Origin of the sequence: Pseudomonas sp. BF-R-01, from assembly GCF_019946615.1 — a bacterium.
Classification (GTDB): Bacteria; Pseudomonadota; Gammaproteobacteria; order Pseudomonadales; family Pseudomonadaceae; genus Aquipseudomonas; species Aquipseudomonas migulae.
Window position 1 is genome coordinate 193785 of the sequence record NZ_JAGYFX010000001.1, and the last position, 12851, is coordinate 206635.

At 58.4% G+C, this 12851-nt stretch carries 12 protein-coding genes; 8 read left to right on the forward strand and 4 right to left on the reverse strand.

Annotation, left to right across the window (positions count from 1 at the left end; translation table 11 throughout):
• Positions 1 to 63: 63 nt before the first annotated feature.
• From KGB27_RS00970 to KGB27_RS00985, 4 genes are read right to left on the reverse strand one after another with little or no spacing between them, the layout of a single operon-like run.
• Positions 64 to 891 carry an ABC transporter permease gene (locus tag KGB27_RS00970; RefSeq protein WP_223552532.1) on the reverse strand — a complete coding sequence of 276 codons (828 nt, stop codon included), beginning with the start codon at positions 889 to 891 and terminating at the stop codon, positions 64 to 66.
• Complete coding sequence (locus KGB27_RS00975; RefSeq protein ID WP_223552533.1) at positions 891 to 1811, reverse strand: ABC transporter permease; 921 nt, start codon at positions 1809 to 1811, stop codon at positions 891 to 893. Before KGB27_RS00975 ends, KGB27_RS00970 begins: the two co-directional genes overlap by 1 nt.
• Before the next feature lie 44 nt (positions 1812 to 1855).
• On the reverse strand, positions 1856 to 3010 hold the full coding sequence (locus KGB27_RS00980) for an ABC transporter ATP-binding protein (protein ID WP_223552534.1): 1155 nt from the start codon (positions 3008 to 3010) through the stop codon (positions 1856 to 1858).
• Positions 2953 to 4008, reverse strand: a complete 1056-nt coding sequence (locus tag KGB27_RS00985; RefSeq protein ID WP_223552535.1) for an ABC transporter substrate-binding protein — start codon at positions 4006 to 4008, stop codon at positions 2953 to 2955. Before KGB27_RS00985 ends, KGB27_RS00980 begins: the two co-directional genes overlap by 58 nt.
• Positions 4009 to 4257: 249 nt before the next feature.
• On the opposite strand from KGB27_RS00985, the gene KGB27_RS00990 reads away from it, so the two are divergent.
• The 8 genes from KGB27_RS00990 to KGB27_RS01025 all read left to right on the forward strand — a co-directional run bounded on the left by KGB27_RS00990 (position 4258) and on the right by KGB27_RS01025 (position 12840).
• Complete coding sequence (locus KGB27_RS00990) at positions 4258 to 5637, forward strand: aspartate aminotransferase family protein (RefSeq protein WP_223552536.1); 1380 nt, start codon at positions 4258 to 4260, stop codon at positions 5635 to 5637.
• A 65-nt stretch (positions 5638 to 5702) separates the two neighbouring features.
• On the forward strand, positions 5703 to 6233 hold the full coding sequence (locus KGB27_RS00995; RefSeq protein WP_223552537.1) for a MarR family winged helix-turn-helix transcriptional regulator: 531 nt from the start codon (positions 5703 to 5705) through the stop codon (positions 6231 to 6233).
• A gap of 3 nt (positions 6234 to 6236) precedes the next feature.
• On the forward strand, positions 6237 to 7202 hold the full coding sequence (locus tag KGB27_RS01000) for an NAD(P)H-dependent flavin oxidoreductase (protein ID WP_223552538.1): 966 nt from the start codon (positions 6237 to 6239) through the stop codon (positions 7200 to 7202).
• 14 nt (positions 7203 to 7216) lie between these two features.
• On the forward strand, positions 7217 to 7963 hold the full coding sequence (locus KGB27_RS01005; protein WP_223552539.1) for an enoyl-CoA hydratase/isomerase family protein: 747 nt from the start codon (positions 7217 to 7219) through the stop codon (positions 7961 to 7963).
• The gene (locus KGB27_RS01010; RefSeq protein ID WP_223552540.1) at positions 7960 to 9201 is read left to right on the forward strand and encodes a CaiB/BaiF CoA transferase family protein; all 1242 of its coding nucleotides are present in this window, start codon (positions 7960 to 7962) and stop codon (positions 9199 to 9201) included. Before KGB27_RS01005 ends, KGB27_RS01010 begins: the two co-directional genes overlap by 4 nt.
• 2 nt (positions 9202 to 9203) lie before the next feature.
• The gene (locus tag KGB27_RS01015; protein ID WP_223552541.1) at positions 9204 to 9956 is read left to right on the forward strand and encodes an enoyl-CoA hydratase/isomerase family protein; all 753 of its coding nucleotides are present in this window, start codon (positions 9204 to 9206) and stop codon (positions 9954 to 9956) included.
• Between the two features lie 10 nt (positions 9957 to 9966).
• Complete coding sequence (locus tag KGB27_RS01020; protein ID WP_223552542.1) at positions 9967 to 11595, forward strand: AMP-binding protein; 1629 nt, start codon at positions 9967 to 9969, stop codon at positions 11593 to 11595.
• 408 nt (positions 11596 to 12003) lie between these two features.
• On the forward strand, positions 12004 to 12840 hold the full coding sequence (locus tag KGB27_RS01025) for a helix-turn-helix transcriptional regulator (RefSeq protein WP_223552543.1): 837 nt from the start codon (positions 12004 to 12006) through the stop codon (positions 12838 to 12840).
• Positions 12841 to 12851: the final 11 nt, after the last annotated feature.

Here is a 12851-nt window from a genome sequence, read left to right on the forward strand (position 1 = left end):
GCTGCCTATGTCTCCAAAGGGACATAGGCAGCTCACGCCTCATCAAGCACTAAAGAAATCAAATTAATGTTGCTGACGACGCTCCAGGCGCTTGATGTACTGCATCGCCACCAGGAGCAGGATCGACAGGACAATCATCAAAGTGGAAACCGCTGCCACAGTTGGATCGATCTGATCGCGGATGTTGGCGAACATGCGTCGGGGCAGCGTCGAGCTCTCGCCCCCTACAATGAACAGCGCAATCACCACCTCATCGAATGAGGCGATGAAGGCAAACAACGCTCCAGAACAGATCGATAGCCGCAACTGCGGCAACGTCACCGTCAGAAAGGCCCAGGGACGTGACGCACCCAGGCTGCGTGCCGCCATTTCCTGATTCATGTCGAATCCCTGGAGACCATTGCCCACGGCGATCAGCACGAAGGGGATCGCCAGCACGCTATGCGCCAGCACAAGGCCCGTGATGGAGTTGTTCAGTCCGGTACGCGAGTAGACGAAAAACACACCCACCGCGACCAGAATGATCGGAACCAGCATGGGCAGCATCATCAGGCTGTTGACCAGCTTTACCATACCACCGCGTACTTGCGACAGCCCGTAGGCGGCCAGCGTGCCCAACACCGTGGCGATACAGGTCGACATAACCGCCACTTTTACCGTGACCCAGGTCGCCCTCATCCATTCCGGCGATCCCAGATAAGCCTCGTACCAACGCAGGCTCCATTCCCGCGGCGGAAATTCTAGGTACTGCGAGGCGGAGAACGACATAGGGATGACAATCAGGCACGGAATGATCAGGAAGAGCAGGATCAACCCGACGAGCGCGTATAACCAGAGCCGATGCGCATGAGTGATCTGCGTCGGCGTCACCGTTTGATTGAGCTTGAGCATCAGCTGTTTCTCCCTTGATCGTTGAGCCCGAACAACTTGCGCATCCCACAAAGGATCAACACCGTGGCGACCAGCAAGGCAACGCCCAGCGCACTCGCCGCCCCCCAATTACCGTACAGGGCAATGGTGTCGCTGATTTTCATTGACCACATCGACACTCTGCCTCCACCCAACAAAGCCGGCGTCAGGTAAAAGCCCAGACAAATTACGAAAACCAGGGTGATGCCCGAAGCCAGGCCAGGCAGCGACAACCGCAGGAAGACCTGACGGAACGCCTGGGACGGCGTTGCGCCACAATTGGCGGCCGCCGACATCAACAGCGGGTCGATGTTTTTCATCTTGTCGTAAAGCGGCAGCACCATGAACGGCAGCATGACATGCACCATGCCGACGACGGTTCCGAAGAAGTTGTTCACCAGTGCCAGTGGTTCATGGATCAGGCCCAGATCGAGCAACCAGTTGTTGATGACGCCTTGACGCTGCAACAACACGAGCCAGGCGTAGGTCCGCACCAGTATCGAGGTCCAGAACGGCAACAATACGAAGGCCATGCAAATCTGGCTGGCACGGTCGGGCAACTGCGAAAGCAGGTACGCCAGCGGATACCCCAGCAGCACGCAAACAAGCGTGACGCAGAACGCCATCTGGAAGGTAATGAGGAAGCTGCTCAGGTACACCGGCCGTAGTAAGCGCAAATAATTGTCCAGTGTCAGCGCTCCGCTGCTATCGAAGGCCGACAACCAGAACAACCAACCCAAGGGCACCGCCAACACCACGAACACCAGGATGAAACCGGGTAGTGTCAAGGAGAGAAGCGCCCAGCGCTCCTTGAGTTCGGCCATCGCCAAGCGGCTGACCATGGGATCTTCGGCGCCTCTGGCACCGTTGCCGGTGCGGCCGGTGAGACTGACTTCTTTCATGGTCGTAACCCTCCGAGGCTTTGGACGAGGGGGAAGATCGGCATTCATGCGCCCTCCGTCACCAGCAAGGTGTCTTCGGCATGCAGCCATAGCTGGACCGTTGCACCGGGTGTCGGGACCGCTACATCGCGAAAACCCTTTTGATGACGAGCGGTGAGCTCGCTCCCGTCGGCCAACACCAGACCGACGTGATAGCTGTCACCCTGATAGACCACATCGCGCGCCACCGCGTCGATCCGGTTCATCGCGCCGACATCGGCCGGCGCCTGCCATTGCAGGCGCTCAGGTCGCACCATCAGCACGCGTCGCTGTGAATGCTTGAGCGCCGTTCCCAATGGCAGCTTCAGTGCCCGCCCCTGGAACAACACGGCGTCGCCAACCTCCTCCACGGGGAAAAAACAGCTTTCGCCAATGAAACCCGCGACAAAGCGGTCCTTCGGTCGCTCATAAAGCGCATCCGGTGTATCCAGCTGCGCCAATTTGCCCTTGTTCAATACCGCAATGCGGTGGGAGAGCGTCAGTGCTTCCTTCTGATCGTGAGTGACATAAATAGTGGTCATGCCCAATCGGGCATGCAGGCGTTTGAGTTCAAGTTGCATGTGCTCGCGCAGATTTTTATCGAGCGCTGAAAGCGGTTCATCCATCAGCATGATCTTTGGCTCGAACACCATTGCCCTGGCGAGCGCGACGCGCTGACGCTGACCACCTGAAAGCTGGTGGATACCGCGCTCACCGAGGTGGTCCATCTGCACCATTTCCAGACTGGCCTTGACCCTGCGGGTTCGCTCCGCGCCGCTGACCTTGCGCAAGCGCAAGGGATAAGCGACGTTTTCTGCAACCGTCATATGCGGGAACAACGCATAGTTCTGAAATACCATACCGATATCGCGCTTGTGTGGCGGACACGTGAGGAACTCCACGCCATCGACCTTGATGCTTCCCGAGTCCGGGCGAATGAAGCCCGCCAACACATTAAGCAAGGTCGTTTTCCCCGACCCCGAAGGGCCGAGCAGTGTCAGAAACTCACCAGGATGGACGTCCAGGGAAACATGATCAATTGCGGTAAATGATCCGTAACCTTTGTAGACATCCCGAATCGCAATATTGCCTTGCATAACACCGACCTCCACAAAAACGACAATTACCGTGCAATGAGTTCTTTGTAGTCTTCCTGAACGTCGGTGACGTGTTCGCCCCACCAGCGCGCGTCCATCAAGGTTTGTTTGGCCCTGTTGGCCGGTGACATGTTTGAGCTGCTCAGCGCATCGGCCGGAACACCGGGCTGTTCGAACGCCAGGTTATTGGTCGGGCCGTAGTAGCCCATCATGGTCGGAATCCGCGCTTGAATGGGCGCCGATACGGAATTGGCGATCAACTTCTGAGCGCCTGGCACATTACCCGCGCCTTTGAGGATCGCCATGCAGCCATAACCAAGTAGACCGTCTTCATAGGTATAGGCCACCGGCGCTTTGTCTTTCACCACGGAGTCGACACGGCTGCTCCAGATTGCGATCAGATCGACTTCGCCATCCTTGATGAGTTGCGCGGATTGAGCACCGGAGGTCCACCAGACAGCGACGTAAGGTTTGATCTTTTCCAGCGAGGCGAGGCCACGTTTGATATCCAGCGGGTAGAGCTGATCCCGTGGCACGCCATCGGCCAGCAAGGCGACCTCGAGCATTTCATCTGGCGCGACTGAAAGCGCACGGCGTCCCGGAAACTTCTTCACGTCCCAGAACTCTTTCCAACTCTTCGGGCCATCCTTGAATTTGTCGGTTCGCCAGCCCATGACCACCGAATAGCTGTTAGTCGCGATCCAGTTTTTGTCCCGCGCCAGGCTCGGTACACCTTTGGCATCGATTACGGAATAGTCCAAGGGTTCGAGCATTCCCTGCTTGGCCAGTGCTGCGCAGTCATTGGCGCCGATATGAATGGCATCCCAGGCGGGCTTGCCGGATTGCACTTGCAGGCGCACAGCGGGTTGTCCGTCATGAGACTCGGTAAGAAGCTTCAATCCAGCCTTCTCTACCGCCGGCTTCCACAATGTGGCGATCAACGCATCTTGCAGGCCGCCACCGTAGCCCGCGACGGTCACCGTAGACGGATCGGCCGCCCACACCTGCGGCGCGATCAACGCTGCGCCCGCGACCGCCAACATATGACGCTTTACTGCTGAAAACTTCAGGGTGTCGAACATTTTCCATCTCCTGTTTCTAGCGCCCGATGAGCGCGGACTTGTTATTAGGCAGAGATAAAGATCAAACCTTAACGCAGCTTTCCATCAGCTCGACCGTGTCTCCGGTCGTTTTTCTTCATCAGCATGAAGCGCCAGAAGATGGTTGACAACATGAACCACATGATTCACATTGTCAACCATATTGAAATCACCCCATCGACAACAATTGCACCCACGACGCAAGTCGCACTACCCGAACGGAGTACCGCCATGTCACGCTCATTACACGCCAGCGACATCGCTTTTCACATCCACAGCCAGACCAACCTGGCCAACCATGAAAAAGTCGGTCCGACCGTGATGGTCCGTGGCGAGGGCATCTACACCTGGGATGACAAAGGCAAAAAGTATCTGGACGCCATGTCTGGCATGTGGAGTGCCGCGCTGGGCTATAGCGAGACACGTTTGGAAGAAGTCGCGCTGCGACAAATGAAGCAATTGCCCTATCACCAGAACTTTGCGCACCGCTCGACCGAACCGGCGATCCAATTGGCAGAACGCTTGATTTCGCTGGCGCCGGTGCCAATGTCCAAAGTGTTGTTCGCTTGCTCGGGCTCCGAAGCCAACGACACCGCTATCAAGCTGGTCTGGTACTACTGGAGCGCCATTGGCCAGCCACAACGCCGCAAGATCATCAGCCGCAATCGCGCTTATCACGGTACAACCATCGCCAGTGCCAGCCTCACCGGGCTGGCGCACTTGCACCAGGATTTCGGCCTGCCGCTGCCTGGCTTCCTGCATGTCACTTGCCCGCACTACTACCGCGAAGGATTGCCGGGCGAGAGCGAAGAAGCCTTCTCCACCCGCCTGGCTGCGGAACTGGAGACGTTGATCGAGCGCGAAGGTGCCGACACTATTGGTGCGTTTTTTGCCGAGCCGCTGATGGGCACAGGAGGCGTAATCACGCCACCGACAGGCTATTTCGAAAAAATCCAACAGGTGCTCAAGCGCTACGACATCTTGCTGGTGGCAGACGAAGTCATTTGTGGCTTCGGTCGTACCGGCAACTGGTGGGGCTCGCAAACCTTCGGCCTGCAACCCGACATGATCACGTGCGCCAAGGCACTCTCGGCGTCCTACCTGCCTATTTCCGCGCTGATGATTTCAGAGCCGGTGTATCAGGCGATGAAAAGCCAAAGCGAAAAAATCGGCATCTTCGGTCACGGCTTTACCTACGGCGGCCATCCGGTCCCGGCGGCCGTCGCACTGGAATGTCTGAACATCTATGAAGAGCGCCAGCTTCCGTCTCACGCCCAGCAGGTCGGCGCACGTCTGGGTGCCGGCTTGCGCAAGCTGGCCGACCATCCTCTGGTGGGCGAGGTGCGCGGCGCAGGCCTGATGTGGGGCGTCGAGGTGGTGGCCGACAAAGCCAGCAAGGCTGCGTTCCCGAAAGAGTGGAAAGTCGGCTTGAGCGTGTCCCAGCAAACCGAAGCCAATGGGGTGACTGCCCGCTCGCTGAACGACAGCGTGGTGTTCGCGCCACCGTTGATCATCACCGACGCCGAAGTCGATCTGGTGCTTGAAGCCTTCGCCATAGGGCTGGACGCAAGTCTGGCGCTATTGCGCGAGCAATCACGTTTCAACGGTTGAGCTCAGCTCTGCACTCCCAAACAATGAGAGGCTAATTCCTTTCCCTAAATAGCCTTTGGTGCCACATGAAAAAAACCACAGCCACCGCTCGAGAACCTGAAGTCACCACGGACATGCGCGATCTGTTCTCTGTCCAGCTGCAACGTCTAGCTGGCCTGTCGAGTCGTATCGCCGCCATGACCATCCCTCAGCATTTCGCCATTACGGTGCTTGAGTGGCGAACCCTGGCGATTCTCGATTACCTCGGACAGGCGCCGCTGGTTCAGGTCGCCAAGCATGCCAGCGTTTTGAAAAGCCAGATGAGCAGGATCGTCACCAACCTGACCAAACGAGAGTTGATCGAGCGTCAACCCAACCCTGAGGACGGGCGTAGCGCACTGCTCTGCCTGAGTGCGGAAGGCAAAGAGATGGTCCACCGGATCCTCGATGACTCCCTCGAACGAAACGAACGCATGCTCAGCGGCTTATCGGCCAACGAGCTCACGCAACTGCGTGAGTTGATGCAGCGCGTCTACAACAACAGCCTCGCGTACTACGGCGAACTCAAGAAAAACAATCCGTACAACCTGAGTCCGGAGAATGACGATGAGGAATGAAGCATGTCGATCAACACCCGCCTGACCCATTTACTCGGCATCCGCTATCCGATCATTCAGGCGGGCATGAGTTGGGCTTCGAGTTGCGCAGCCCTGCCCGCCGCCGTGTCCAATGCCGGTGGTCTGGGCGTTATCGCTGCAGGGCCGATGCGCCTGGCCGACCTGGCGAGCACACTGCGCCAGGTGCGCGAGCTGACCGACAAACCGTTTGCGGTGAATATCCCGCTGTACCGCAAAGGCGCAGAGGAAGTCCTGGACTTGCTGGTGGCCGAACAGATCCCGGTGATCATTGCCAGCCAAGGCTCGCCAAAGGCGCACTTGCAACGTTTCAAGGATTACGGCGCGACATGGCTCCACGTGGTCGCGTTCGTCGAGCACGCACGCAAGGCAGCCGCAGCAGGGGTTGACGGGTTGGTCGTGGTCGGCAGCGAAGCAGGCGGTCATCCGCCGGCCAATGAAGTGAGCACGCTGGTCAACGTACGGCGCGTGTTGCAGGAGGTCGACTGCCCGCTCGTAGCTGGCGGTGGAGTCGCCGACGGTTACGGCATTGCCGCCCTGCTGGCACTCGGTGCCGAGGCCGTGCAATTGGGTACGCGCTTCATGTTGTCCGAGGAAGCGAACCTTCACCCGGCCTACAAGCAGAAGGTCCTCGACGCCGATATTGCCGATACCGTCCTGGTCGGGCGTGGATCGTTACCGGTGCGCAGTGTGCGTAACGCTTTTACCGACCGCGTTGCCCTGGCCGAACGCGACGGCATGCCCCGGGTGGCTCCCGACGACTACGCGGCACTGCTGGCTTCGGCCAGCCTGAAACAGGCTTCATTCGATGGCGACGTCAACAACGGCAAAGTGGAAGCCGGGCAAAGTGCCGGGTTGATCCATCAAATTCTGCCCGCCGCGGCCATCATGCAATCACTCATTGAAGAACTCGAACAGGCCTTTGCACGCCTGCGCGCCATGCAACCCTGACAGGAGCACTCTCTATGGCCGATCACATGGTCGTTCTGCGCGAAACCCGGGATGGCGTACAGACGCTGACGCTCAACCGCCCGGACAAACTCAATGCCTTGAACTTCGCACTCACCGAGGGGCTGGTCCAGGCCTTGAAGGAGGCCGATGCCGATCCGTTCGTGCGGGTCGTTATCGTCACCGGTGCCGGTCGTGGGTTCTGCGCAGGTGCCGACACCCGCGAGTTCACGGTACTGACACCGGACAATCAACCGCTGGTGGAGCGCCGCGCCGCCCTGACCACCGAGTTGCAGGGGCTGGTCAAGCAGATGAGTAAGCCTGTGATCGCGGCCGTGAATGGCTACGCAATGGGCGGCGGGAGCGGCCTGGCGCTGTCCTGCGATCTGGCGCTGGCCGGCGAAAGCGCGCGCTTCGGCTATCCAGAGGTCAAGCACGGCATCGTCGCCGCGATTGTCATGGCCGGACTGGTCGAGCATGTCGGACGCAAAGCCGCCTTCGATCTGGTCGCCACCGGGCGCACCCTGGATGCCCATGAGGCTCAGCGACTGGGCATGGTCAACCGGGTCGTGGCCGACGCCGATTTGCTTCACGAGGCCCATTCGCTGGCACAACAGATCGCCGTGCATCCGGTGCAGGCGATGCAAGCCACCAAGGGCATTTTCCACCGGGTCACCGAATTGCCCTTTAGCGAAGGCCTGAAGATCGGTCAGCAGTTGAATGCCCAGATGCGAGCCTTTCGCCAAACGGAGTCGCCAGCATGAAACCTCTGGAAGGTGTAACGGTTGTGGAGCTGGCTCGTGTCTTGGCGTGTCCCTTTGCCGGCATGATTCTCGCTGAACTGGGCGCACGCGTGATCAAGGTCGAGCAGCCGGGTGATGGGGATGAGACCCGTGGCTATGAGCCTTTTGTGCGTCAGGCTGACGAGAACGTCGACCACCTCGACGAGGATGCCCAGGCCGAAGCACTGGGCCGTGAGCGCAGCGCCTATTTCTATGCCTTCAATCGAAGCAAGGAATCGATCACCGTCAATCTGCGTACGACTGAAGGCCAGGAAATCGTACGGAAGTTGGCCTGCGAAGCCGACGTGATACTGGAGAATTTTCCGGTGGGCACGCTCAAGCGCTACGGACTGGACTGGCCAATGCTCAAGGAACTCAATCCGCGCCTGCTCTATGTCTCCTGCACTGGCTTTGGCCAGACCGGGCCCTATGCCAGCCGCAAGGGGTACGACACCGTATTCCAAGCCATGAGCGGCATCATGAGCCTCACCGGCGAGAAAGATGGCGGCCCTGTTAAACCGGGAATACCGGTCTCGGACCTGAGCTCGGGATTATGGATCGCGCTGGGTATCGTTTCCATGCTCCAGGGCAGACAAAAGGAAGGCGTGGGTGCATACCTTGACTTCTCCATGCTGGACGGACAAATCAGCCTGCTGGCCTTGGCAGCCGCCCGCTACTTTGCCTTGGATGAAGTGCCCGAACGCCTGGGCACCGAACATCCCGGCCGTGTTCCGTCAGCCAGTTTCCGCTGTGCCGACGGCGGTTACGTGCACATCACCGGCGCCGATCAGCACTGGCATCCGCTCTGCGCCCTGCTCGGCCTTGAGTCGCTGGGAGCAGACCCACGCCTGCAACACAATAGTGGTCGTGTGCTGCACCGCGATGAGGTGATGGCGACCTTGACGGACGCCATTGCCTTACTGACCCGGGATCAACTTTGCGCTGCCTGCGACGCCGCGGGCGTACCGGCAGGACCGCTGAAAACCCTGGATGAGGTAGTGATCGATCCACACTTGCGCGCCCGCGGCGTCTTTGCCGATTTCGAGCACCCGCAAAGTGGTCGCTTCCCGGCCATCCAGTTGCCATTTCAGTTCAGCGGTTACGACAACCCTACGGCCAACCGCCCGCCGCTGTTGGGCGAGCACACTGACTTGGTGTTGCACGACCTTGGCTACAACGCGCAAGACATCGACGCCTTGCACCGCGCAGGAGCGGTATAACCATGACTCAGCCCGATTTGCCCAGTGTTATCAGCGTCACAGTGGCGGGAAATATCGCCACACTCACCCTGAATCGCCCGCAGGCACGCAATGCCTTGAATACACAGTTGTGCCTGGAACTCCACCTTGCCGTCCGTGAAGTCAGCAAACGTAGCGATATCCATGTGCTGCTAGTACGTGCCAACGGGCCGGTGTTCTGTGCCGGTGCCGATCTCAAAGAACGCAAGGGGATGGATGAAGACCAGATCCGCGCTCGACGCATCAAGGCCTTCGCCCTGTATGCCGCACTGGAAGAATTGGCGATACCAGTGATCGCGGTTATCCAGGGGCCGGCGGTGGGCTCTGGCTGCGAAATAGCCAGCGCCTGCGATTTCATCGTCGCCAGCGACCAGGCCACCTTTCGATACCCGGAGGCACGCTGGGGCACGGTCGGCGCCACGCAACGGCTGCCACGTATTGTCGGCAGGCGAATCGCCAAAGAGCTGATGTTCACCGGCCGTGAAGTCAGTGCTCAAGAAGCCAAAGCCATCGGTCTGGTCAATCAAGTGCTGCCGCACAGTGAGTTCGACCTCTACGTCGAGACATTGGCCCAAGAGATCGCCGCAGCGCCGTCCCATGCCATCCGCAGCGCCAAACGTACTATCGACAAAGGCGCCGATGACAGTCGTTTTGGCGCCCTGGCCCACGAGATCCTCGCCATCGAGGACAACCTGACCGAAGGCACCTGGCGTGCCGGCATGACATCTTTCGTCTGAGGAGTACCCCATGACTGTATCGACTTCCCCGCTACCCGGTCCGCTGTGGACGGTACTCAATGACATCGCCCGCCACTCCCCCGACAACGACGCCTTGATTGCCGAAGACGGCCGCCTGAGTTATCGCCAGTTGCTCGAACAGGTCGACAGCACGGCTCGAGCCATGCTCGGGCTGGGCCTGCAACCGGGGGAGCATATCGGCCTGCTGATGGGCAACTCCGTGCAATGGGCGGTGCTCTGGTACGCAGCGGCTTCGCTCGGTCTGGTCTGCGTACCGTTCAACACCCGCTTCCGTGGCGAAGAGCTCGGTTATGGCCTGGCCCACGAAGATGTGCGGGCACTGTTCTGTGTCGATACCTTTCTCGACAAGATCGATTTTGTCGGCATGCTCAAGGACATCGAACCGGCGATAAACACCACTCTGCCGGGAAAAAATCTGCCGCTCTTGCAGCACCTGGTTGTTTTTGGTCAACGAGTACTGGGGGCTGGCCTGAGCGAGGCCGACTTCCTTCAACTTGGCGCCGATATCCAGCCTACCGAATTGGCGGCAGCACGCGGGAGAGTCGAACCCGACGATACGTTGTTGATCCAGTTCACCTCGGGGACCACCGCTTTTCCGAAAGGGGTAATGCTCAGCCATGCCTCGATGCTCGGGATTGCCAAGTGTGTGGCTGTTCGCATGGGCGTGCACTCCGAGGATCGCTACTTCAGTCCGCGGCCGTTTTACCATGTGGCCGGCAGTACCATGTCTTTGCTGGTCGCAATGGTTCATGGCGCCACCTTGGTCACCGCCACAACTTTCGATCCGGCTCAGGCGCTGTCGATCATGGAGCGTGAGCGGTGCACCTTGACCTCGGGCAACGACACTATGTTTCTGATGATGCTCGCTGAACCTGGCTTCGATTCTCATCGATTGTGCCTGCGCGGAGGCTGGGCGGCAGCCAGTCCGCAGATCCTTCATGACGTCGTCGAGAAGATGGGCGCGAAGGACATTTGCAACGCCTACGGTCTCTCGGAAGCATCACCGAACCTGGTCTTTTCCGATTACCGTGAAGCTCTGGACTTGCGTCTCAATGGCTCCATGACAACACACACTGGACTGGACATTCAGGTTCGCGACCCCGTCAGCGGTCAGCCACTGCCGCCGGACCAACCGGGTGAAATCTGCGCTCGCGGCTGGAGCCTGATGAAGGGCTACTACAAACTGCCCGATCAGACAGCCGCCACCTTGCGCGATGGTTGGCTGCATACCGGAGACCTTGGGACACTGTCCGCGGACGGACGCCTGCAGTTCATCGGTCGACTCAAGGATATGTTCCGTGTCGGTGGCGAGAATGTCTCGCCGCTGGAAGTCGAACAGGTGTTGCTCAAACACCCTGCGATCGAATTGGCACAAGTGATCGGCGTGCCAGACCCACGTCTGGGGGAAGTTCCTGCGGCCTATGTCACCCTTAAGCAGGGAGCCAACACCAGTAGCGAAGACTTGATCGCGTTTTGCAAGGCACGTTGCGCCAATTTCAAGGTGCCGCGTTATCTGTGCATTGTCGAAGACTTCGAAAGCATCGGAATGACCGGCTCGAGCAAGATCCAGAAAAACCGGTTGCGCGACTTTGCCATACGCCAACTCGGACTCGCCTGAGGGATAAAGTCTGGGCATTTACTACAAAAGTGTTACCTATCGAACAGCTGCGATGTTACTGGTCTGGTCCATCGGTAAAGAAAATCACGGGCAGTAGCAGGCAACCCTGGATCGCTCGCGATGAAATGCCCTGATTGGGTGCAATCAAACCCAGGGCTTGCTGTTCCCATGACAGCTTTCGCCCGCCATTGGCGGGTGCCAAAGCCTGATCAGAGGTTTTCCCTGAAGCTGTCGCCACAAGCAGCAAGTATTACCTGAAGTTCCACGAGAAACCCCACGCCGGTATCCATGGCCTGGTTTATGCGTACATTTCAAGAATGCGTGCATTGCGATTACACACTTGAATCAGCGATAAGAACCCAGCCGCAACCAAACAGAACAAAAAAATTTGCGTGAGGAGAACCCAGCATGATCCCTGGCATGAATGAAATGGCAAATTTGGTCGGCGGAATTGGCGACAACCATTTTTCGCAGAATTTCTTCAGTTTTTGCCAAGATCAATTGAATGTGGACCAGTGCACCGTGTTCAGCTTCGATCACCATGGTAATCCTGAATGCCTGGTTGCCGAGGCTCAGCACAGCCAGGCCCGCAATGTGACACGCACCCTCGCTCAGGAATATACCGATGGAGCCTTCCGTCGTGATCCAAACATCATTTTTGGGCAAGCCGCCCTGACCCCGAATCACCCGATGCTGGTACGTTGCGTTTCTCCCGCGCATATCCGCGATCAGGGATACCGTCGGCGCTTTTATCATGACGCGCTGGTACGTCAGGAACTAGCCTTGGTAACGTCCATCGACGACCGTACCCTCTACTGCAGTTTTTACCGCAGCGACGAGCAAAGAGACTTTGTCCATGAGGACACGCTCAGGCTTCAGTATCTGGGAGGGTTCCTCGCACAGACGTTGAGCAAGCATACGCAAATGCTTGAGCTCAGGCATCGCGAGGACACGCCAGAGATAAAACCGGCGACACTGAGTCTGGAACGCAGGGAAAAGATGTATGAAGACTTACGCAACACATTGCTCAAGGCAACCGGGGGGTTAACCCAACGCGAAGCGCAGATTTGCGCGTCCATCGCTCTGGGATATACCACCTTGGGAATCAGTCTGAATCTTGGGATCTCGATCAATACCGTGGCGACCCATCGTAAACGGGCCTATGCCAAGCTTGGCATTTCCTGCCAGAACGAACTGTTCGCTCGCTATTACGACAATATGGGTGGCGCGCGGAACCTGAACTGATTACAAAACCA